The sequence below is a fragment of the Parvularcula sp. LCG005 genome, assembly GCF_032930845.1.
Taxonomy (GTDB): Bacteria; Pseudomonadota; Alphaproteobacteria; order Caulobacterales; family Parvularculaceae; genus Parvularcula.
The window spans coordinates 1,684,637-1,707,073 of sequence record NZ_CP136758.1 but is presented as its reverse complement, the minus strand read 5'-3'; the positions used below and the strand labels follow the sequence as shown (position 1 = coordinate 1,707,073).

The following is a 22,437-nucleotide window of genomic DNA, read 5'->3' as shown; positions in this document are numbered from 1 at the left end:
ACCTGGCGACGAAAAAGGGGCCCCGCAGGGCCCCTTTGATCAGTCGCCTTTGCCGAGTGCGCGAGACCACCATCCAGCGCGACGTTTTTCGGAAGCCGGTTTGGGTTTGATCTCTTCCACGGGCCCGTGAATGGACGGACGAGCAGGGGCAGGCGCGGGTTCGGACTGCCCGAACAGCGGCTCCACCTGTGCCTCGGCAGACTTTTCCGGGGCCGGTTTCTCGGCTGGTTTGGCATCGACGGCCGCCGGCTTTTCGGCCGTCGTCTCGTCGCCAGCATCCGCCGGTTTTGGCTTTGCGCGCGACTTGCGAGGCTTGCGTGTCGCAGGCTTCTTCGCGGCGGATGCGTCATCCGCCTCAGCACTCTTGGCCTCGGTGGCGTCGCCCGCATCGTCTTCGGTTTTGGCTTTGGCGACAGGTGCCTCTGAGGCGTCAGCGGCAGCGGCTTTCTCTACCGGTTCGCTATCGTCTTTCTGGTCACTGTCCCCGGTTTCGCCGTCAGCATCATCACCGTTATTGCCGTCCTGATCTGATTTGCGGCTGCGGCGACCGCCACGGCGTCCCCGCCGACGACGCTTCTTGGGCTTGCCCTCATCATCGACGTCGCCGCTGTCATCATCTGACTCCGATGAAGAAGAGGCGTCACCATCGTCATCATCGGACGCCTTGTCCGAGCTGTCATCGCTCTGGTCGTCGCGGCGCGATTCGGTATCGTCCCGACGACCGCGACGGCGACGACGGCGTTTGCGCCCGCGCCCATCCTGCTCTTCGTCACTTGATGACGTCTCGTCATCACTGTCATCATCACTGGAGGCCGTGTCGTCTGGCGTATCGTCAGAGACCGGCTCCTCAATCGTTTCCTGACGCAGGCTTTCAAGCTCCGGCGCCTTGCCGCGCTTGGTAATATCGAACTGGTCGCCGGACTTGTCGTGATCGCTCATGACCTCAACGACGATCTGATAATTATCTTCTATCCGGTTCAGCCAGCTGCGTTTCTGGTTGAGGATATAGATTGCGACTTCGTGGGATGTCGTGACTGTGATCATCCCGGCGCGATCGCGAACAGCGGCTTCTTCAACGGAGCGCAGGATACGCAGGGCAGCCATTTCCACGGACCTGACGGCCCCGGCGCCTTCACAGGTCGGGCAGAGGCGGGTGGTACCGTCGACAATGCCGGAGCGGCGACGCTGGCGCGACATCTCCAGAAGACCGAAATTGCTGATCGACCCGATCTGGGTGCGGGCCCGGTCAATCTTCATCGCATCCTTGAGCTTTTTCTCAACGGCACGATTGTTCCGGTTCTCTTCCATGTCGATGAAGTCGACGACCACAAGCCCGGCGAGGTCGCGAAGACGACACTGGCGTGCGACTTCGACAGCCGCCTCGGAGTTTGTCTTCAGCGCGGTCGCTTCGACATTGCGTTCCTTGGTCGCCTTGCCGGAGTTCACATCGATGGAGATCAGCGCTTCGGTCTGCTGGATGACGATATAGCCGCCGGATTTCAGCGTGACTGTCGGCCGGTACATCTCATCCAGCTGCTGTTCCACACCGTAGCGCAGGAACAGGGGCGTTGTATCGCGATGCGGCTGCACGTTCTTGGCGTGGCTCGGCATCAGCATTTTCATGAAGTCTTTGGCTTCGCGATAGCCTTCTTCGCCCTCGACGATGATCTCGCCGGTGTCCTTGTCATAGAGGTCGCGGATCGCGCGCTTGATCAGGCTGGCCTCTTCATAAATGAGGGCCGGCGCGATCGATTTCATGGTCTGTTCGCGAATCGTGTCCCACAGCCGAGCGAGATAGTCGTAGTCCCGCTTGATTTCAGCCTTGGTGCGTTTGGCCCCGGCGGTCCTGATGATCAGGCCCTGACCCTGCGGGACCTTCAGTTCCTTGATGGCGTTGCGCAGACGCTTGCGGTCACCGGCATTCGTGATCTTGCGCGATACACCGCCACCACGGGCATTGTTCGGCATAAGGACGCCATAGCGACCCGCCAGTGACATGTAGGTGGTCAGTGCTGCGCCCTTATTGCCGCGCTCTTCTTTCACGACCTGTACAAGCAGGATCTGCCGACGCTTGATGACTTCCTGGATGCGGTAGTCACGCAGGACCTTGTCCCGGGCGCGTTTGGCCTCGTTATAGCGGCGTTCAAGGTCAGCGATTTCCTTGGCGCGTTCCTTGGCCGTTGCTTCATCAACGGCATTATCGCTGTCGGACTCGTCGCTGTCGTCGGCGCTGTCATCATCGTCGGCGTCGTCTTCACGGGCCTCGATCTGCTCTTTGCGCTCAGCTTCAGCATCTTCGGCTGTTGTTTCGTACCCGTCGGGCAGGGCGATGTCGGTGGCCGAGCCTTCGACCGGCTCAACATCATCAAGCTCTTTGGTGACCGTCGGCTCGTCTTCGCCTTCAAGGCCGATGCTGCGCGGCTTGTCGTCATCATCGCCGGTCGGCTCGTCGCCATCAGTCGTTTCGCCTTCGCTGGCGCCGGTGTCGGCTTCAGCAACGGTGTCGCAGACCTCTTCCTCGAGGCCATGCCAGCCCGGTTCTTCAGCGGAGTCTTCGCCGGCATAATCTGGCGGGACGGCCTTGGCGGTTGTGTCTTCGCCCGCGTCCTCATCAGACGATGACGCTTCGGCAGTTACAGCCTCGTCGGCATTGTCATCCTGATCGTCACTAGCGCTGCTGCTGTCATCGCTGTCGCGACCTCGTCCACCACGGCGACGACGGCGGCGGCCACGGCGAGGGCGTTCGGATTTCGCTTCTACCGTCTCGTCGCCATCATTATCCGACGATGCCTCGGCGGTATCGCGCGTGTCGTTATCGTCGTCGCTGTCGTCGTCATCGTCGAGATCGGCTGGGGCCTGGTCGTACTCGGCCAGTTTCTCGGCCAGCTCGGCTTCCAGCGCCTCGGCGTCACGCAGGACCTGACGGTCGCTGACAGGGATCTGGTAATAGTCAGGGTGAATTTCGCTGAAGGCCAAAAAGCCATGGCGATTGCCGCCATATTCGACGAACGCGGCCTGAAGTGAAGGTTCGACCCGGGTAATCCGGGCGAGGTAGATATTACCCCGTAGCGGTTTGCGGGCCAGCGATTCGAAGTCGAAGTCCTCGACTTTGCCGCCGGACAGCAGCGCAACCCGGGTCTCTTCCCGATGCCGCGCATCGATAAGCATTTTTTTGGACATGGAATGGGACTCCGCGGCGGATCAACGTCACGCCGCTATGTGTAAGAGCCATGGCCGGCCGCAATCCGGCACCACCGACTGAAGACAGTCGGGCGAGGATCGTCGCCAAAAAGAAATTCAACGTGGCCAACGCCATGGCAGGTTTCCTGACGGCACCCTGAAAGGGCACCACCTGTTCTAGAATGTCGCGTCTCCACCGAATCAGCATGTGACCACGGCGCGCGCCGACAGATATGTCTCACTTCAAACCTAGCTGAGGGGGGCGCGTCTCAAGGCAAAACTCGCCGACGCGGTGTCCTCTCAGCCCGACCGGGGAAGCACCCGGACCGGCAATCCAATCCCTGAAACTTCACATGAAGTTCAGCTCTGGAAATCTTGCTGGACGCCGTCAGCGTAAAGCTCGCGCGTCCTGGATAGTGTATGTGGCGCATGTCAGCCTTAGGCACAAGCCGGTATCGGCGATCTGATGGCTGACCTCCCGCAAAACGATGTTAGCGGCCAGACGCTTAAACCCTCGTTAAGTCTGATGACGATACAGCTTTTGGGGTGGCATGGGCGCCCCAATTCACGGCATAAGGTCGTGAACAGTTTTGGACGGACGCCCCCTCGATGAAGCAGCTGATGAAAAGAGCCCTGACACTCTGGTCTGTTGGTATCCTGTCATTTTGCGGCGTGCTGGCGCTCGCGAATGAAAGGCAGACGGCGCCCGTCGTGCAGGACATCCGTCTCGGCGTCGACGGTGCAGGGCAGACTCGTCTTGTGCTGGATCTTGATGATGCGCCGATCTACCAGGTGATTCCCCAGGCTGGCGGCCAGGGGATCTTGCGGGTTGAGGTGGCACGCGCCTCGTTCTCTCTTACGAACGGTATTCCCAGCGGGAAGGGCGTCGTCGCCGGCGTCAGCATGGACGATAACGAGGTCGTCGTGGCGCTGCAGCGGCCGGCTTTGCCGGTGAAAACATTCGTCCTCGAGCCTACAAAGAAGGTCGACCATTATCGCCTCGTTGTGGACCTGAAGGATGTGCCCGCGCGGACCTTCACCGCTGCGGCTGAAACAGCGGCCACGGAAATGGCAGCCCTTCCGAGTGCCAATACGCTTGTGGCGGACCTTGAAAAGGCGCTTGCCGAATCAGAAGCCGAAACCAAGACGATCGCAGCGCTGGAAGACCAGACGCCGCCTGCACCCTCGCCAAAACCCCGCGCTCAAGAGCCTTCCAAGGCTGAAGAGGCCCTGCCTGCCGAACTTCTCGCCATGGCGGCGAAGGCGCCCCCTACACCGAGCGTGAAGCCGCGCGCCGCAGCCCCTACGGCCCAGAGGATCGCTGCGGGGAAAACGATGGTTGTCATTGACGCCGGACATGGTGGTCATGATCCCGGCGCGATCGGCAGCACGGGTCTGCAGGAAAAAACGGTCACGATCGCCGCGGCCAAGTCGCTGGCGACCGAGCTGCGCGCGCGCGGCTATGCGGTCAGCCTGATTCGCGATGATGATACCTTCATCGACGTGCATGACCGGATCGAAATCGCCCGCGACCTGCAGGCGGATCTGTTCATCTCGCTGCACGCCGATGCGAATCCCGAACCCCTCGCACGCGGCGCTTCGGTCTATACTTTGTCGGAAGATCGCAATGCCAAGATGGCCAAGGAAGTGGCCTCCAACGGCAACTTCCGCGTCTTTGACGTCGATGTTTCGTCCAATGATGACGTCAGCAAGATCCTTTATGATCTGGCCAATACGGACACCAAGAACCAGTCGTCCCGCCTGGCATCGGCCATGATCGCGGAGATGCGTGGACGTGTGCCCATGGTCAACAACACCCACCGCAAAGCGAGCCTGCAGGTTCTGCTGTCGCCGGATGTCCCGGCTGTGCTGGTTGAGATGGCGTTCCTGTCGAACCGCAAGGATGAAGCCAATCTGGCGTCGGAAGCGTGGCGGGACATGGCCATGACCTCGATCGCCGATGGGATTGACACCTATTTTGACACGACGCCTGCGCGTCAGGCCAATGCCAGTGGCGCTGGCGGCTCTCCCTGACGACCCCATATCTCGCCGGTGACGCTTGCCAGTTGCTGCGCGGAATGGTGAAACCGGGCGGCATCGTTCGAACCAGACGAGGATAGTTGGTTTTGCCCCATAATTTGCCTAGAGCCGCCGCTGCGGCCGTTGTCCTGTCGGTTTGCGCCTGTGCCACGACGCCAGGCGTGGGGATGACCGATGCAAACCCTGATGCGGTTGCCGGTGATTATCTGCAGGGCCGTTTTGCGGCCAGCCAGCAGGCCTATGGCGTCGCTGCCGACGCTTTTCATCGCGCGGCGCTGGTCGAGAACAATCCGGACCTGATTGCCAGCGCCTTCCGCTACGCGCTGGCTGCCGGCGATATTGCGAAGGCCAGCGACTACGCCCGCACCATGCTGGCGGCGCCCGAGGAACAGGACCTGAGCCACATGATGGCGACGGGGTCGTTCATTGAAACGGACCTGCCGCGTCTGACCATCGTTGCCGAGGCCTTTGCGGCCAATGACATCGCCAAGGCAGACACGCTTTTGGCTGAACCCTTTGAAAGCCCCCTTGGCATTTCGATCAGCCAGCTCCTCAAAGGATGGGCGGCATACGACCTGAAAGGCGTTGATGCGGGTACGGAGATCCTTCTCAACCCACCCAATGGCGCTTTTGCCGGGTTCAACGCTCTGCACCTGGCGCTGATGTATGATCGGGCGGGTGAGGGCGGCACGGCAGAACTTGCCTATGGTGAGGCGCTGGTCGGTCCGGCAGCCGATACGGCCGTTGTCGCCTATACGGGCTTTGTCGAGCGGGAACAGGACCGGGCCAAGGCGCTGGAGCTCTATCACAAGCTGGCGGCTGATCGCGGCTTCCTGCGGCGGCTTGGCCGGATGGGGGCGGCGCGGCTCGACGACCCGCTGCCCGGTGAAACCAAGGAATTCGTCCGTATGGCCCGCAAGGCGCCATTGCGGCTGGTGAGCAATAGCCGCGAAGGCGCGGCACTGGTGTTCCAGAACTTTGCGTGGTCGGCCTATGAGCAGGCCCTGCAGCGCCAGGAGGCGGCTGAACAGGCCGGCTTCCAGGGGCTGGATCTCGCGCTCGATTTTCCGTTGGCGCTCGCCCAGCTGGCGGCGGCCGTCGATTCTGATCTTGGCGCCGCGCATTACGTCATCGGTGCCATTGCCAATGCCTATGACCAGTATGAAGTCGCTGCAGCCGCCAATGGTCGCGTGTCGCGTCAGTCATGGCTCTATAATTACGCCGCCATCGACCAGGCCGACGCCTATCTCAGCCTCGGTCGCGAGGATGACGCCATCGCGCTCATTCGCGATTATCTGAAGGAAGATGCCCTGGCGCCCGACGTGCTGCTGACGCTTGCCAATCTGCTGGCACAGAATGACCAGTTTGACGGCGCTGACGAAGCGGCCACCAAGGGAATCGAGGTCGCCAATAATCTGTCGACCGATGATACGCGCAGTGACAATCTCTGGCGTTATTATTTCGCGCGCGGCGCCATTCGCGTCGAGGCTGATCGCTGGGAGGATGGCGAGGCCGATCTGCGCCAAGCGTTGTCGCTTTCCCCAAACGAGCCCATGCTGCTGAACTTCCTCGGTTACTCTTATGTGGAACGTGGCGAGAATGTGGATGAGGCGTTCGGGATGATCGAGCGTGCGCTTGAGGCGCGTCCTGCGTCCGGCGCGATCACAGACAGTCTTGGCTGGGCGCATTATCAGCGCGGCAATTACAGCGAGGCTGTCAAATTGCTGGAACGGGCGGTCGAGCTCGAGCCTGGCGATGATGTGATCACTGACCATCTGGGCGATGCCTATTGGCGCGACGGTCGCAAGATCGAGGCGCGGTTTGAATGGCGCCGGGTCCTTGAGATGGACAATCTTTCTGATGAGATGAAGGCGAAGGTCGAGGCCAAGCTGGCCGGGGAGCCTCCGGCACCCGGCTCGCTCGCCCCTGCTGAATAACTGGATCAGAGTCCGGTGATCGCTACCCCGGCAAAAATCAATCTGGCCTTGCAGGTCGGGGCGGTGGATGGCCGTGGCTATCACCCGGTCGACACCTTGTGCGTTTTCATCGATGCGGGGGACCGGCTGGAATGGCTCGGGCCAGACACGGCGTTCAGCCTTGAGGTGACGGGCCACTATGCACCATCACTCGCATCCGTTCCGCCCGCGCATAATCTAGTCCTGAAGGGCGCACGGCAGTTTGCTGAGACCTTTGGCGGTGGACCTGGGCGGTTTCGTCTGCACAAAGCCGTTCCGCCCGCCTCGGGCATTGGCGGAGGGACGGCCAATGGCGTCGGTGCCCTGTATCTCATGAACAGGCAGCTGGCCAAACCGCTCGACGGCCCTGCGATGATCCGCTTCGCGCGGTGCCTTGGGGCTGACGGTCCTGTCTGCATGGCGTCGCTTGTGGCGCGCGGGAACAGTTTTCGCGCGCGCGGCGTCGGCGAGCGGGTGACAGACGGCCCGATCCTGCCGCCGCTCAGCCTCTGTCTCGTCAATCCGGGTGAAGCCGTTTCCACGGCAACAGTCTTTCGTCTGTTCGATTCGCATCCTGTCCCGGAAAAGCTGGACTTGCCGTGGCCGCCGAATGTGACCACCGTTTCCCGTATGGGAGACTGGATGACACATTCAAGAAACGACCTCGCCCCACCCGCGATGGCGCTGGCGCCGTCCATTGGTCGGTTGGTAGACGAGATGGCCGCCTCACCGGGCTGTGTTGCGGCGCGTATGTCCGGCAGCGGTGCGACGGTCTTCGGGCTTTTCTCATCTGGGCCGGCGGCCGAGCGCCGCGCGCGCCAGTTCAGGGGCCGTGGCTTATGGTCCGTTGGCGGACCAATATGGGGCGGGGCTCAACAGTCCGGGGCTGGCAACGGATGAATACTGCCCTGTCGAGCCTGTTGACCCTATGCATTGGGGCGACGGTCCTGTCCTACATTATCACTGGCGTCGTAGCGAAGAGCGGGTTCCTGTCGGACCCGGTTTCAGCACGGTCCAATCATACTGTGCCGACCTCGCGGGCAGGTGGCCTCGTGGTGCTGTTCGTGGCCATCACGCTGTGCGGCGTTGCGTGGTCAGCGGGGGCTCCCCTGCCGCCACCGGTTGCGGTCATGGCCCTTTGTGCTGGCGCGCTGGGCGCCCTCGACGACGCAACACCGCTGGCTCCCACGCTGAAGCTCGGTGTTCTATTGGCGCTGAGCATACTGACGACTTTGGTGTCCGGCGTCGTGCTTGCCGTTCCCATCCCGTTTGTGGGCATGGTGGCCTTGCCTGCTCTTGTTGCCTGGCCGCTCGCTGTCTTTTTCGTTCTGGGCTTTGTGAATGCGTTCAACTTCATGGACGGTCTCAATGGCATGGCGGGCGGGATCGGCATGGCGGGCATTGGCCTCATTGTCGCAACGGGCGCAGCGGGCAGCGTCGGCCTCGTCATCGTTGCTCTCATTCTGGCCGCAGTGCTGTTCGGCTTCACCATCCGCAATGTCATGAAGGGCTCAATTTTTCTTGGTGATGCGGGCAGTCTGTCCGTCGGCCTGTTCCTCGCGGCCTCGGCCCTCTGGTCGTCGCAGGCGGATGCGTCCTATTTCTATATTTTCGCGATCGGCATGCTGCCTCTGATCATCGACACAGCCTTCACCCTGCTGCGCCGCGCGCGCGAGGGAAAATCGGTTCTCGATGCGCATAAGGAGCATCTTTATCAGCGCCTGCGCGAGCAGGGGTGGTCGCATCAGGCCGTGTCGGCGGCCTATACGGCTCTTACCATTCTGTGCGGGACGTTGGCGCTGTCGCTTGGCCGGTCGCCAACGGGACTATGGCTCGCTGGCGTGCTCGGCATCGCGGCCTACAGTGCTGCGATCTTCTGGATGTTCCGGTTCAGGAGCGGCGGATCACCGAACTGATCGTGAGGTCTTCGAGAGTCTGGCGCAGCGGTGAGGGCGGCAACACGGACAAGGCCGTAGCAGCCTTCTCGGCATAGGCCTGCGCTTCTTCAAGACTGCGTGTGATCAGATCGTCGCGGCCGATCAATTGGCAGGCCCGCTCAAAATCGCCATCGCGCTGTTGACCCTGGCCTAATGTCCGCTCCCAGAAGGCACGTTCATCGTCATTGCGTGCCATCTCGATGGCCAGAATGACGGGCAGGGTCATCTTGCCTTCGCGGAAGTCATCGCCGGCTGTCTTGCCCAGCGATCCCGCTTCACCTGCATAGTCGAGTGCATCGTCCACGAGCTGATAGGCGATCCCGAAATTCAGCCCGTAATCTGCCAGGGCCTTCTCGGCAGTGGCATCGGCGTTCGCGACCACGGCGCCTGCATGGGTGGCGGCGGCAAACAGGGCAGCGGTCTTGGCCGACACCACCCGAATATACGTATCGCGCTGGGTCGTTACATTGGACTGGGTTTCCAGCTGCAGCACTTCGCCTTCGGAAATCGTGCACGCGGCACGACTGAGAATATCGAGGGCCCTCAGGGAGTCCGTCTTCACCATCAGCTCAAAGGCCCGGGCGAAAAGGAAGTCGCCAACGAGGATCGATTCCTTGTTGCCGAAGACCACATTCGCCGTCTTCAGGCCACGGCGCAGGGCGCTGTCGTCGACCACGTCATCATGCAGCAGGGTGGCGGCATGAATCAGCTCAACCGCTGCTGCCAGAAGCTTGGGTGCCTGCGCTGATGATCCGGCAAGATCGGCTGCGGCGAGGGTGAGGAGAGGGCGCAGGCGTTTACCGCCGGCCGCGATCAGATGCTTGGCAACTTGAGGGATCAGCGGAACGGAGGAAGACAGATTGTCGAGAATGACATCATTGACCTTGGTCAACTCACCCGACAGCTTGTCTTTCAGCTCGGTGGCGACAGCGGAAAAGCGTGGCGGTGCCTGTACTTCGGCTGCAACGGCCATGTCCCGTAATCCTTTCATCGCGTCCCTTTACCCAACTCATGTAGGACAAGGCGGTTATATTGCCGAGTGTGGCAAGATGCTCAACGGCATCTGGGGCGCCATTGGTTGAACACCACTATCTGCCGCCCTAGGTCCCACAATTCAATGTCGCGATGGTGAAGCCACAGTTTTGCCGCCGCGTCCATGACTTCGCCGCCAATTTCATTGTCTTTGAAAGGATTTTCGAGTGTTGAAAAAACTCTGGCACAAATTGCCCTTCACGGGCGGTTCCAAGCCCACCGTGGCCGTGGTTCCCCTGACGGGCGTCCTCGCGCCAGAAGGCCGATCCGGTCGCTCCATCAGCTTTGACAGCGTGCAGAAGCCGCTGACCTCGGCCTTCACCACATCAGGTGTTCAGGCGGTGGTGATCTCGATCAATTCTCCAGGCGGGTCACCGGCTCAGTCCCGCATGATCCACGACCGCATCCGGTCGCTGTCGGCTGAGCATAAGGTCCCGGTCATCACCTATATCGAAGATGTCGGCGCGTCAGGCGGCTATATGCTCGCGATTGCAGGGGATGATGTCTACGCGGACCCGTTTGCCATCGTCGGGTCCATCGGCGTGATCGCCGGCGGTTTCGGGTTCACGGAAGCCATGCACCGCTTGGGGATCCAGCGCCGTGTCTACACGGCGGGGGAGAACAAGTCCCAGCTTGATCCCTTCCAGCCCGAAGATCCGGCAGACGTTGCCCGGCTCGAAACGCTGCTCGGCAAATCGCACACGCTGTTCATCGACATGGTGCAGCGTCGCCGTGGCGAGAAACTGACGCCCGGCGAAGAGACACTTTTCGACGGCAAGTTCTGGATCGCCGGTGATGCGCAGGCGCTCGGACTGATCGACGGGACCGGCGATCTGCGCGAAGTGCTGCAGGCCCGTTTCGGGAAGGATGTGAAAATCCGCCGGATCGAGATCGAGAAGAAATCACTCGTATCCAAGCTTCTCGGGCTGAAGGGACCGCTCCTTGATCCGCAGGCTATGATGACCGCTGCGGATGATCACGCCGCCTGGGCACGGTTCGGCCGGTAACTCGGCACGACCTAACATGAAGGGCGGTGCCGGAACCCCATGGGCGGCCCGCCTTTCCTGTGATACGCTGTCGCAATGGACGGTATCAGCACACTGCTCGCGACAGCTGCCATCACCATGGGAGCCGTCGCCGTAGCCAAGCGCGTGAAGCGCAGGGCCTCCCGGCATTGGCGTCGTATGACGGATAGTGATGAGGCACAGTCGCCCGTCATTGATCTCGAAGCCGACACCCAATCGGGGATCTGGCGCGTGCCGGGACGCACTGAGGCGGACCCGTCCTAGATTAGTTGAGCCGCAGACCGGTTTTGGTGTTGCGCCGGAAGGGCGGCGTGAGCAAAATGCCGGCCGGAGACGCCATAACGGCAAAGTACAGCCATAAAAATATAACAGAGGCTCTATGCAAGGTCCGACGGACACCGGGCAGTCGGCAGAGGATACCGTTAGCATTACGGCCTTTATCGACGTTGAAGCATCCGGACTGGGTCCCCATTCCTGGCCGATCGAGGTTGGCTGGTCTTTCGCCACGGGCGATCCACGATCCGTCCTGATCCGACCGGCGGACAAATGGAGCATGACAGCGTGGGAGAAGACGGCCGAGATCCTGCATGGAATCAGCCCGATACAGCTTGTCACCTCCGGCAAGACGCCGCTTGAAACCGCGCTGGTGCTGAATGCCGCTCTGGGCAATGCGATGGTTTATTCCGATGCGCCCGACTATGACAGTTTCTGGCTCTTCAGGCTCTATGACGCAGCGGGCATCAAGCCGAACTATCGCCTGCATGACCTCGGCGACCTGTTGCGGCCGATCTGGCCCGACGAGCCGAAGAAGCTCGTCGAAGAGGCATCGAAAACGGCGCCGCACATTCACCGGGCGGCCGACGATGTACGCCATCTGCAGACCATGTATCGCATCGCCCGTGAACGCGCCGAATCCGACAGATTGGCGCGAAGCAAGGGGTCCAGGGTTTGACGCTGGCGCGTCATTTGCTAGGGCCTCGACTACGTTTCATTTAACTCGGAAAAGACAGTTCCATGAGCTCAACGCCTCCAGCCGCCCCACAACTCGAAGGGTCGATGTTCCTTTTCAAGAAGCCAGCGCTTCTCAACAAGGAAACCCACGGTTCGATGGGCATCAGCCGTCCAGAGCGCCCATTCGCCTATGCGGAGAACGTCCGTGCGATCCCGCTGACCCTGTCCGAAATCGCTTCGGCTGGTCGTCACTACCCGATCATTTTCTCGGATGAAGCCAATCCGCTGCCGCTGGCCGTGGTCGGTATCATCGACGAGGAAAACCTCTTCGTTGACGAAAAAGGCGACTGGGAAGTCAACACCTACATCCCGGGCTATCTGCGCCGCTATCCGTTTGCTCTCGCCAATGACCGGGATTCCGTAGGCGACAACCAGCGCATGGCGATGATTGTCGACGAAGGCTATGAAGGCATGAAAGAGGGCGGTGAGCTGCCTTTCTTCACCGACGGTGAGCCTTCGGCCGAGATGAAGCAGACCATGGAATATTGCCAGAACTATGAGCGCGACCGTGTTCTGACCATGCAGCTTGCGAAAGAACTGCCCAAGTACAAGTTGCTGTCTGAGCAGATTGCGCAGTTCACCCCAGAAGGCAGCGCAACGCCGATGCCATTCGCGAAGTATTTCGCCGTGGAAGAAAAGCGCCTGCAGGAACTGTCGGACAATGAGTTCCTGGGTCTTCGCAAGTCGAACATCCTGCCACTGATCTATGCACAGATGCTGTCCATGGGGAACTGGCGCGTACTGATGGAGCGCCGCGCGCGCCGTCACAATCTGCAGGGCGATGCTGTCCTGAAGCAACGGACGGTTTCATAATATCCGTTCACGCTGAATTTGGAACGAAAGCCGCGCTTCATTTGAGCGCGGCTTTTTTTTGTTTGAGGATGACTTTGTGTTTGGTGGGATCAAAAAATTTCGTTCAGCAGCCTGGATTATACCGTTTGGCGTGCTGTCCGCGCTCATTTCTGTTTGTCTTGTCTTGCTGCCAATTTTTTTAAGTGCGGCGATTTTGTTGTGTGAGGTATTGCCAACCTCGCAAACTCTCAGACAGTGCTCGACCGCCGTCTTTGACCAATCAACGGTTTTGGCGTTGACAGCCTACGCTACTTTCGCCTCGGCGATCGCAATCTGCGTGACATTTGCCATTGGACTTCGACACCAGGCAAAAATGATTCCTAAAAGCGCGGCTATGATGGAGGTAAATTCTCAAACGCGCGACACCCGGCTTGTTGAATTATTCAGAGCGTTCGGACAATTGCATGACCGTCTCGAAAAGGATGGTCTGACATTCAATGAGGCAAGTATCACAGAGAATGAGTCCCATGGAAACAATTTCTCCGTCGATGATCGGGCCGTCATCGTAGGTTTACTGAACTATTACGAGGCGTGGGCTGTTGGAGTGCAATCTGGAGCGTATGACGAGTATATTCTCAAGCAGTGGTGGCGAACTGCATATGTTCGACATTGGATCCTGCTACGTGAATACGTAAATGGGCATCGACTTAGTCGCCCCAATCCCGCAGCCTACAAGGAATACGAACTACTCGCCAAGCGCTGGGCGACCGACGACGAACAGCGCATGATGTAGGCGCAAGAAAAAAGCCCGCTGATCGCTCAGCGGGCTGATCTGTTTCTAGAGGGCTTCCTGCAGTTTGGGCAGTACCTCGAACAGGTCGGCGACGAGGCCGTAATCGGCGACCTGGAAGATCGGCGCTTCTTCATCCTTGTTGATCGCAACAATCACCTTGGAATCCTTCATGCCGGCAAGGTGCTGGATCGCGCCGGAGATCCCCACGGCGATATAGAGCTCAGGCGCCACGACCTTACCGGTCTGCCCGACCTGATAGTCATTCGGGACGTACCCTGCGTCGACGGCGGCGCGGGATGCACCAACGGCAGCGCCCATCTTGTCCGCCAGCGGATAGATGTACTTCTCGAAATTCTCGGTCGACCCCAGCGCACGACCGCCGGAGATGACGATCTTCGCGCCCTGCAACTCAGGACGGTCCGATTTGGTCAGTTCTTCATTGATGAAGGACGAAACGTTCGGGAAATCAGCCTTGCTGACCGATTCAACAGAGGCACTGCCATCCATGGACGGGGCTTCGAAGGCGGTTGGCTGTACCGTGACGATCTTGATCTTGTCGGAGGACTGGACGGTGGCGAGTGCGTTGCCCGCATAGATCGGACGCACGAAGGTGTCCGCGCTCTCCACGCCAGTGATCGCCGAGATCTGCATGACGTCGAGGAGGGCGGCAATACGGGGCATATAGTTGCGCCCATTGGTGCCGGCCGGGGTCAGGATGGCATCATATTTGTCGGCGAGGGAAACCGCCAGTGCCGCCATGGGTTCGGCGAGCTGCTTTTCATAGACCGCGTCGTCCGCGTGCAGGACCTTCCGGACACCGCTGATTTTTGCAGCAGCATTGGCAACGTCACCGGCATTGGTGCCCGCGACGAGAACGTCGATGTCACCGCCCATTTTCGCGGCGGCTGTCACCGTCTTGCCCGTCGCATCGGAAAGCGCGGCATTGTCGTGATCGGCAATAACAAGAATGGCCATGGCTTACAGGACTCCCGCTTCGTTTTTCAGTTTGTCGACCAGCTGCTCGACACTCTCGACCTTGATGCCCGCCTCGCGTTTCGGCGGCTCGGTCACTTTCAGGGTCTTCAGCCTCGGCGTCAGGTCCACGCCGTAATCGGCGGCCGCCTTCTTATCGAGCGGCTTCTTCTTGGCCTTCATGATGTTGGGCAATGACGCATAACGCGGCTCGTTCAGCCGCAGGTCTGCCGTCACAATGGCGGGCAGGGTGAGGGACACTGTCTGCAGGCCGCCATCGATTTCACGGGTGACAAGAACCTTGTCGCCATCATGTTCGACTTTCGAGGCGAAGGTCCCCTGACCCCAGCCAAGAAGCGCGCCGAGCATCTGGCCGGTCTGGCTACGATCATCGTCGATGGCCTGTTTGCCCAGGAAAACGAGATCAGGTTTTTCTTCCTGACAGATGGCCTGAAGGATTTTGGCCACGGCCAGGCTGTCGAGGTCATCATCGGTCGTGACGAGGAGGCCGCGATCAGCTCCCATGGCCAGCGCCTGACGGATCTGGTCCTGCGCCTTGTCAGGGCCAATGGAGACGACGAGGACGTCATCAGCGGCACCGGCTTCCTTCAGGCGAACAGCCTCTTCGACGGCGATTTCGTCAAAGGGGTTCATGGACATTTTGACGTTGGCAAGATCGACACCCGTCTGGTCCGGCTTCACCCGAACCTTGACGTTATAGTCGACCACCCGCTTGACGGGGACGAGGATCTTCATGGGGCACTCCCTGTGAGTCGGTGTTTCTCTGAACACCTAGAAGTCTGGCGACGACCCTGCAAGCAAGGTCGCCACGAAAATGAGCACTGTTCATGCCGGATCAGGGCGGGTCGCGTCAATGCTGGGCTTGCGGTTCGTCACCGCCGCCGGGGACCCATAGGACTTCGCCACCCGCTTCACGGCTTACAGTGCGCGCTGCGACAAACAGATAGTCGGACAATCGGTTCAAATATCTCGGCACATCGGGATTAACGAAGGAGCCGTCATCGAGTTCAACAATCGACCACACCTGGCGTTCCGCACGGCGCGCCATGGCGCGGGCGAGATGGATTAGGCCTGCGCCTCCGGGCCCTGACGGCAGGACGAAAGACTGCAGCGCCGGCAGATCTTCGTTCAGCTCGTCAATCGCCTGCTCAAGTTTCTGAATACGATTGGCGGAGAGGCGGAGTTCCCCTTTCAATGTCGCGGGCGTGGCAAGGTCAGCCCCCACATCAAAGAGATCATTCTGAATGGCGAGGAGCGCTCCCTTGACCGAGTTATGTTGAACCGCAGCGAACGCCACGCCAACAGCGGCGTTCAGCTCATCCACTTCGCCGATGGCGACGATACGCGGATGGGTCTTGGACAGCCGCTCGCCGGTCACGACCCCGGTCGTGCCCTTGTCGCCGGTGCGCGTATAAATCTTGTTCAGAGTGACCAAGGCCTAATTCCCACTGTTTTTGAGGATGACCACGAACAGCATCAGGATCACAATCGCAATCGCCTGAGCGGTGACGCGCATCCGCATGAGTTTGTTTGAGTTGGCTTTGGCAAAGTCGCCGCCCTTGGCAAGGGAATAAATGCCGACGCCGAGGATGATTGCGGTCGCCAGCAGTGCCACGGGAATCAGGAAATACAGGAATACACCAGCCATCGGACCTCACTTTCTGATCCTTATCTAGGCCGGGTCGCCCCCCAGTGGAATGCGGGCGCGGCAGTTAGGCGCGGCGGCCGTGCTATTTGCTGCCGCCGCCCGCGTTCACGGCGTCTGAACCCCTGATGATTTTGACAGGAAGGTCAGGCCCGGCGAGGGCGTGCGCGCCGGCTCGCGCCGTCAGATAGCCGAGCACATCAACGTCGGGCGGGGAACTCAGCCCCAGACCACCTTCCTGCGGTCTGGCCCGGGCGGGGTCCCGCAGCTGTTCGGCACGGAAATCGGTGCGCAGATCATAGGTCCGACCAGGATCATTACGCAGCCAGCGCTGCGCCTCGTACCAGCGGGTTTTGTCCGGCGTATCTGTGCAGGTCGACAGTTCCGCCCCCTTGGCGCCCCAGCGGCGTTCCGCGCACTGGAAAGGGTCAAAGGACAGGTCGAAAAGTCGATCCATGACATGGTGCAGGGTCATGCGAACCCTGCTTCCGTCACTGCGCTCATAGGTGATTTTGCAGGCCTCGGCGTGGCGGTCGTAAACATCGAGCAGTGCCGCGGCCAGGTCCTCGCTGACATAGGCAACGGACTCATCGCCACTCGCCGCGCGGTCGATCAGGTCGGCGACCATCTCGCGCAATTCGACCGCCTCGGTTTTCAGGCGAGCATCCCGTGACGGAGAAGCATAGCGTTCCCAGTCGCCATAGGTGCCGTAGATGTTGGGCGGCAGTTTTTCGGGCGCTGGCTGATTAGGGATGCCGGCATAGATCGCCATCTTCACCGCGGTCTTGCGTGCGCGGAAGCCGGAGCAAAGCGCATTGGTGGCAGTGGCCATGTCCTCCAGCGGATCAAACGGAACGCCGGGCTTGCGCAGGGCGGCGCGCACGAAATCATAATAGGGCAGAGTCCGGCCATCGATAATGAACCGACCCTTGTCCCAGTCGCCGCTGCTGTCGGGATGGGTGCCAAAATACTGGGCGAGGGAGAATTGTGGCAGCTCACTATTCTTGGCGCCGACGATCCGCCCACCGATATAGGTGCCGCGCTCGGTCTTCTTGGCGCCGACCAGAGTCACGGGCCGCCAGGCCTTCAGACCGCCGCCCAGTTCCGGGCCGGTGCGCAGAATGTTGGCGCCGTAGGTATCGCGGGAGACGGTGTAATCCGGGTGCGATGAAATCATCAGGATACGGCCGTCGGGCAGAACATCATAGACGATGCTGACATGCCCATAGATGTCATAGGCCACGACACCCGGGCGCACCCCGTCACGACTGATCGTCACCGGGTAAAAGTCGCTGAAGAGCGCATCATCATCCCGCGGATCGGTGCGCAGCATGGCCGTCGATACAATGTTGAAAAGACCGGTCAGAAGGTCCGGCGCATTTCTTGCCGGGCGGCCTGACGGATGGGTGACATCATAGCGGCTCGTGACCTTGTTACCGCCGGAGGTGTAGCGGATATCGCCGCCCCGTTCCTTCGCCTGGCGCGCCATCACCCCATCCTGGAACGAGAAGGGCAGGCCATTCTTCCAGGCATAATAGCCGCGCAGGACATAGACCATGTCGGTACAGTCACCGAGCCAGAGGGTCTCATCCTCTAGGTCCCGATACGGGTTGGCGGGGGAGCGCAGGCAGTCGTCGATGGAGATACAGCCGGACCGGCCGATGGCCGTTACAAAGGCCTCATAGCCCTCCTCATCGGCGGCACTCCATTGCGTCTTGTAGATTTCCCAGTCCGGACCCTTGTTCACAGCCGCCGGCATCTTGGCGAGAAGGGGGGCGTATTCCTGTGTACCGAACAGGTCCTTGTCCTTGCGGATGTCATTCCATGGGCCGTCTTCAGCTGACAGCGCATCGGCCAGCGGCGGAAATCCGCTTTCGTGACTGATGGACTGCGCCATCGCACTTCCGGCGAAACTCAACAGTCCGGCCAGCAGACACACTCGTTTCATGAAACCAACCCCATCGCGCTGGGAAAAGTTAACCGCAAAGCGCCGGTCGGGGCAAGTTGGGTGGTTGCCTCGACCGCATGAAAAAGGACCAGAAGCTTGCAGACATTGAGAATTTTGGCTGTGACCGCAAAAGGCGCATGGTTTACGCCAGATGCGACGCACATTACTCGCGTAAGATCAAATGTTTAGGCCCGAAGTTTCTCGGCGAGAGACTTGATTTCGGACAACGGTGGGTTGTTCAAATTTAGATTTGAGTCGTCAGTTCCACCGCGATGGATTCCATTTAGATTCCATTTCGCATCCATCCTGCCGCTAGCGGGCAGATCGACAGTTCCAACTAAACAATCTTCATCTGTCGGATCGATCCCGAAAATCTCAATTTTGTAGCCCCCGATCGATTGGTCAGTGACTGAGTCTGTTTTTAGATACGGCATTAAGCCCTCCTATGTCTAAGTACAAAAAATTGATAAAGCCGTTTGTATACGAATTATCAGCACAATAACTAGTTAACGAATCCTTAATTGACAACCCCTCAATGTGGAAAAAACGAAAAAAAATCTGACGGGGATGAAAACTTACCGTTCGGTCACCATCTCATAGATACACCCTGTGAAGAGGGATCGCAGAAGGGAACGTCTCCATGGAATATATCGGCGTCGCCGTCACCTTTGTCGTACTGGCATTGTTCATCATCAATTCGATCGTGAAGATCGTGCCGCAGGGCTATCATTACACGGTCGAACGGTTCGGTCGTTACACCAAGACACTGCCGCCGGGCCTGCACATCCTGATGCCGTTCATCGACCGTGTGGGTCGCAAGATGAACATGATGGAACAGGTGCTCGACATTGAAGGGCAGGAGGTCATCACCCGCGACAACGCGATGGTCCATGCGGACGCCGTAGCCTTCATCCATGTGGTGGACGCGGCGCAGGCGGCCTATGAGGTGACGGATCTGATCCGCGCCATCTCGAACCTCGCGCAGACCAACATTCGCTCCGTCATCGGATCGCTGGATCTTGATGAGGTGCTGTCCAATCGCGACGATATCAACGAACGACTGCTGCGCGTGATCGATTCCGCGACGACGCCATGGGGTGTGAAGGTCACACGCGTCGAGATCAAGGACCTGGCGCCGCCTATGGACATCACGGAGGCCATGGCCCGTCAGATGAAGGCCGAGCGGCTGAAGCGTGCGGAAATTCTGCAGGCGGAAGGCGACCGGAACTCTGCGATCCTGCGCGCCGAAGGCGAGAAACAGTCGAAGATCCTTGAGGCCGAAGGCCGCCGGGAAGCGGCGTTCCGCGACTCAGAGGCCCGCGAGCGGGAAGCCGAGGCAGAAGCCAAGGCAACGGCCATGGTGTCCGAAGCCATCCGCGTGGGTGATGTGCAGGCAATCAATTACTTCGTGGCCCAGCGCTATGTTGAAGCCTTCGAAAGCCTGGCCAAGGCGCCAAACCAGAAGCTGATCATCGTCCCAACCGAGCTGACCGCCCTGGCCGCCACGGTGGGCGGACTGGGTGAGCTGGCGCGGAACGCCTTCAACACCCCGGCCGACAAGCCATCAAACGTGGAAACGACGTCGGTCCCGCGGACGACCAGCTAACAGCCCGAAAGGACAGATCATGGATATCATTGGGTTCTTGAGCGACATGCCCTTCTGGGCCTGGTTTGTCCTGGGGGCGGTCCTTCTGATCCTGGAGATCATGACTGGGACCACCTTCCTTCTCTGGCCTGCGATTGCCGCGGGGCTGCTGGGCCTTATCACGACGGTGCAGCTCGATGGCCAATGGCTGACCCAGTGGCTGCTGTTCGCCGCCTTGACGGTAGGGCTGGGGATCGTCGGGCGCCCCTATGCTGACCGCTGGTTCAACAAGACCATCACGGACAAGCCAGGGCTGAATGATTTTGCGGCGGGCAAGCTGGGCAAGCGGGGCACTGTTGCAGGCACATTTGAAGCCGGGCAGGGCCGCGTGCGTCTTGGCGACACCGAATGGTCCGCGCGGACACTGCAGTCGAGCCCCCTGACGGACGGCGCAGCAGTAGAAGTTGTCGGCACGGACGGCACCGTGCTGATCGTCAACGCGATCTAGGCGTCAGCCAAGCCAGACGGATGTCACGGCAAAGGTGGTGCCAAAGCCCAGGGTCGGGAACAGCAGGAATTTCATCCGGCTGTTCCGGAACAGCACGGTCATCAGCACCACGGTGATCACAAAGGCGACACCGGCGATGGCGGCCAGTTGGGCCGTCATGTCGACGCTCATGAAATCGAAGTCGTTCTGGCCGGTCATGCGCTGCATCACCAACGCGGCAAACACGAAAAACAGAAGGTAGCGCAACGCGCCGCCAGCGATCGTTTTCAGGAAGCTGGCCACCACGACGAGGGCGGTGACAAGGCCGGCAATGACAATCCACTGATCCATAGTGGTCTCCATCTTCCAAACTGTCGCATCGTCACCCCGATCCACCGCTCTAGGTGTCGCTCGGAGAGGTCCTTTTCAATGACAGTCCTACGCCTTGTACTCGCAGATCAGTTAACACGGGCTTTGCCAAGCCTGACTGACCTTGATCCTGAAAAGGACGTGGTGCTGATGGCCGAGGTCATGGGCGAGGCCACTTATGTGAAACATCACAAGCAAAAGATTGCGTTTCTGTTCTCCGCCATGCGCCATTTTGCCAAAGCGCTCGAGGAAGAGGGGGTGACGGTCCGCTATGTCGCTATTGATGACCCCGATAACTCAGGCAGCCTGTTGGGCGAGGTGACGCGGGCCATGTCGGATCTGTCGCTGGAGCGGGTCGCCCTGACGGCGCCGGGAGAATATCGGCTGGCTGAAGAGATGGCGGACTGGTCTGATCGGCTCGATTGCCCTGTCCAGATCTGTGATGATGACCGGTTTGTCTGCAGCCTTGAGGAGTTCGAGCAATGGGCCGCCGGGCGCAAGGGCCTCATCATGGAGTATTTCTACCGCGAAATGCGCAAGAAGACCGGGCTGTTGATGAATGGCGATGACCCTGTCGGCGGGCAGTGGAATTTCGATGCAGAGAACCGGAAGAAACTGCCCAAGGGTTACGAAGCGCCCGACCGCAAGGGCGTACGCCCCAATGCACTGACGCGTGAGGTCATTGATCTGGTGGAAGATCAGTTTTCTGATCATTTCGGCACGCTCGACGATTTCCGCTATGAAGTGCACCGCGACGGCGCGCTCAAACAGCTCGATGATTTCGTCGAAAAGGCGCTGCCGGGGTTTGGCGATTATCAGGATGCGCTGGCGACGGGAGAGGACTTTCTCAACCACTCGCTGTTGTCGGCCTACATAAACGTGGGCCTTCTCACCCCGCTGGAAGTCTGCTGGGCGGCAGATGAGGCGTACCGCGCCGGTGATGTGCCGCTCAATGCCGCAGAAGGGTTTATTCGCCAGATCATTGGCTGGCGGGAATTTATCCGAGGTGTCTATTGGCTGGAGATGCCGGGCTATAAGGAAAAAAATGCGCTGAACGCGGATCGTCCGCTGCCGGCCTTTTACTGGACGGCTGAGACGGACATGCACTGCGTCTCCGAAGCCGTTCGAACGACCCGCGATCATGCCTATGCTCACCATATTCAGCGGCTGATGATCACCGGCAATTTCGCACTGTTGGCTGGCATTGCGCCGGACGCCATCAATGAATGGTACCTGATTGTCTATGCTGATGCCTATGAATGGGTGCAGCTGCCCAACACCCACGGCATGGCCATCTGGGCTGATGGCGGTGTGGTCGGTACCAAGCCTTATGCGGCGTCCGGGGCGTATATCAATCGGATGTCGAACTATTGCAAAAGCTGCAAATACTCGGTGTCCAAGAAACTGGGCGAGGGCGCCTGCCCGTTCAATTATCTGTACTGGGATTTTCTCATTCGCAATGAGGAGAAGTTCCGCGGCAACCAGCGCATGTCGATGATGATGAAAAATCTCGATCGGAAAGACGAGGCCGAGAAAAAAGAGATCCGCGAGCAGGCGACCGCCTTTCTGGATGAGGTATGCCAGCCTTATTGACCCTGGCGACAGCCCCGCTTGCGTCATGACCGCTTTGCTGCCTTAAGGCGGC

Annotated in this window: 20 protein-coding genes; 12 read left to right on the top strand and 8 right to left on the bottom strand. The window is 59.9% G+C overall.

The window, feature by feature from the left end; all coding sequences use genetic code 11:
• Nucleotides 1-39: 39 nt before the first annotated feature.
• Complete coding sequence (locus RUI03_RS08045) at nucleotides 40-3,180, bottom strand: Rne/Rng family ribonuclease (protein WP_317286944.1); 3,141 nt, start codon at nucleotides 3,178-3,180, stop codon at nucleotides 40-42.
• 621 nt (nucleotides 3,181-3,801) lie between these two features.
• Here RUI03_RS08045 and RUI03_RS08040 point away from each other — a divergent pair.
• The 4 genes from RUI03_RS08040 to RUI03_RS08025 all read left to right on the top strand — a co-directional run bounded on the left by RUI03_RS08040 (nucleotide 3,802) and on the right by RUI03_RS08025 (nucleotide 9,091).
• On the top strand, nucleotides 3,802-5,214 hold the full coding sequence (locus RUI03_RS08040; RefSeq protein ID WP_317286943.1) for an N-acetylmuramoyl-L-alanine amidase: 1,413 nt from the start codon (nucleotides 3,802-3,804) through the stop codon (nucleotides 5,212-5,214).
• A 173-nt stretch (nucleotides 5,215-5,387) separates the two neighbouring features.
• Nucleotides 5,388-7,157 (top strand): tetratricopeptide repeat protein, encoded by a 1,770-nt coding sequence (locus RUI03_RS08035; RefSeq protein ID WP_317286942.1) that lies wholly within the window; start codon nucleotides 5,388-5,390, stop codon nucleotides 7,155-7,157.
• Between the two features lie 15 nt (nucleotides 7,158-7,172).
• Nucleotides 7,173-8,075 (top strand): 4-(cytidine 5'-diphospho)-2-C-methyl-D-erythritol kinase, encoded by a 903-nt coding sequence (locus tag RUI03_RS08030; RefSeq protein ID WP_317286941.1) that lies wholly within the window; start codon nucleotides 7,173-7,175, stop codon nucleotides 8,073-8,075.
• Complete coding sequence (locus RUI03_RS08025) at nucleotides 8,072-9,091, top strand: hypothetical protein (protein ID WP_317286940.1); 1,020 nt, start codon at nucleotides 8,072-8,074, stop codon at nucleotides 9,089-9,091. The genes RUI03_RS08030 and RUI03_RS08025 overlap by 4 nt, the downstream gene beginning before the upstream one ends.
• Here RUI03_RS08025 and RUI03_RS08020 read toward each other — a convergent pair.
• Nucleotides 9,066-10,085, bottom strand: coding sequence for a polyprenyl synthetase family protein (locus RUI03_RS08020; RefSeq protein ID WP_317286939.1), 1,020 nt, complete (start codon nucleotides 10,083-10,085; stop codon nucleotides 9,066-9,068). The two genes, RUI03_RS08025 and RUI03_RS08020, sit on opposite strands and share 26 nt — an antisense overlap.
• A gap of 226 nt (nucleotides 10,086-10,311) precedes the next feature.
• Between RUI03_RS08020 and RUI03_RS08015 the strand changes: the two genes are divergently transcribed.
• The 5 genes from RUI03_RS08015 to RUI03_RS07995 all read left to right on the top strand — a co-directional run bounded on the left by RUI03_RS08015 (nucleotide 10,312) and on the right by RUI03_RS07995 (nucleotide 13,765).
• Entirely contained in the window at nucleotides 10,312-11,151 is an 840-nt protein-coding gene (locus tag RUI03_RS08015) for a S49 family peptidase (RefSeq protein ID WP_317286938.1), read from the top strand.
• Nucleotides 11,152-11,226: 75 nt separating this feature from the next.
• Nucleotides 11,227-11,433 carry a hypothetical protein gene (locus RUI03_RS08010; protein WP_317286937.1) on the top strand — a complete coding sequence of 69 codons (207 nt, stop codon included), beginning with the start codon at nucleotides 11,227-11,229 and terminating at the stop codon, nucleotides 11,431-11,433.
• Nucleotides 11,434-11,548: 115 nt separating this feature from the next.
• Nucleotides 11,549-12,121 carry a hypothetical protein gene (locus tag RUI03_RS08005; protein WP_317286936.1) on the top strand — a complete coding sequence of 191 codons (573 nt, stop codon included), beginning with the start codon at nucleotides 11,549-11,551 and terminating at the stop codon, nucleotides 12,119-12,121.
• 62 nt (nucleotides 12,122-12,183) lie between these two features.
• Nucleotides 12,184-12,993, top strand: a complete 810-nt coding sequence (locus tag RUI03_RS08000; RefSeq protein WP_317286935.1) for a SapC family protein — start codon at nucleotides 12,184-12,186, stop codon at nucleotides 12,991-12,993.
• A 76-nt stretch (nucleotides 12,994-13,069) separates the two neighbouring features.
• Nucleotides 13,070-13,765 carry a DUF4760 domain-containing protein gene (locus RUI03_RS07995; protein WP_317286934.1) on the top strand — a complete coding sequence of 232 codons (696 nt, stop codon included), beginning with the start codon at nucleotides 13,070-13,072 and terminating at the stop codon, nucleotides 13,763-13,765.
• A gap of 45 nt (nucleotides 13,766-13,810) precedes the next feature.
• Here the strand turns inward: RUI03_RS07995 and RUI03_RS07990 are convergent, their stop codons facing one another.
• From RUI03_RS07990 to RUI03_RS07970, 5 genes are all read right to left on the bottom strand, one after another.
• Nucleotides 13,811-14,740 carry an electron transfer flavoprotein subunit alpha/FixB family protein gene (locus RUI03_RS07990; RefSeq protein ID WP_317286933.1) on the bottom strand — a complete coding sequence of 310 codons (930 nt, stop codon included), beginning with the start codon at nucleotides 14,738-14,740 and terminating at the stop codon, nucleotides 13,811-13,813.
• A 3-nt stretch (nucleotides 14,741-14,743) separates the two neighbouring features.
• Nucleotides 14,744-15,493, bottom strand: a complete 750-nt coding sequence (locus RUI03_RS07985) for an electron transfer flavoprotein subunit beta/FixA family protein (RefSeq protein WP_317286932.1) — start codon at nucleotides 15,491-15,493, stop codon at nucleotides 14,744-14,746.
• Between the two features lie 115 nt (nucleotides 15,494-15,608).
• Entirely contained in the window at nucleotides 15,609-16,193 is a 585-nt protein-coding gene (locus RUI03_RS07980) for a cob(I)yrinic acid a,c-diamide adenosyltransferase (RefSeq protein ID WP_317286931.1), read from the bottom strand.
• A 3-nt stretch (nucleotides 16,194-16,196) separates the two neighbouring features.
• Nucleotides 16,197-16,406, bottom strand: a complete 210-nt coding sequence (locus RUI03_RS07975) for a twin transmembrane helix small protein (protein ID WP_317286930.1) — start codon at nucleotides 16,404-16,406, stop codon at nucleotides 16,197-16,199.
• An 82-nt stretch (nucleotides 16,407-16,488) separates the two neighbouring features.
• The gene (locus RUI03_RS07970; protein WP_317286929.1) at nucleotides 16,489-18,351 is read right to left on the bottom strand and encodes a hypothetical protein; all 1,863 of its coding nucleotides are present in this window, start codon (nucleotides 18,349-18,351) and stop codon (nucleotides 16,489-16,491) included.
• A gap of 640 nt (nucleotides 18,352-18,991) precedes the next feature.
• Between RUI03_RS07970 and RUI03_RS07965 the strand changes: the two genes are divergently transcribed.
• On the top strand, nucleotides 18,992-19,957 hold the full coding sequence (locus tag RUI03_RS07965) for an SPFH domain-containing protein (RefSeq protein WP_317286928.1): 966 nt from the start codon (nucleotides 18,992-18,994) through the stop codon (nucleotides 19,955-19,957).
• Nucleotides 19,958-19,976: 19 nt separating this feature from the next.
• Complete coding sequence (locus RUI03_RS07960) at nucleotides 19,977-20,444, top strand: NfeD family protein (protein WP_317286927.1); 468 nt, start codon at nucleotides 19,977-19,979, stop codon at nucleotides 20,442-20,444.
• 3 nt (nucleotides 20,445-20,447) lie between these two features.
• Here the strand turns inward: RUI03_RS07960 and RUI03_RS07955 are convergent, their stop codons facing one another.
• Nucleotides 20,448-20,774, bottom strand: coding sequence for a hypothetical protein (locus RUI03_RS07955; RefSeq protein WP_317286926.1), 327 nt, complete (start codon nucleotides 20,772-20,774; stop codon nucleotides 20,448-20,450).
• Between the two features lie 78 nt (nucleotides 20,775-20,852).
• Between RUI03_RS07955 and RUI03_RS07950 the strand changes: the two genes are divergently transcribed.
• Nucleotides 20,853-22,385 (top strand): cryptochrome/photolyase family protein, encoded by a 1,533-nt coding sequence (locus tag RUI03_RS07950; RefSeq protein WP_317286925.1) that lies wholly within the window; start codon nucleotides 20,853-20,855, stop codon nucleotides 22,383-22,385.
• Nucleotides 22,386-22,437 lie beyond the last annotated feature (52 nt).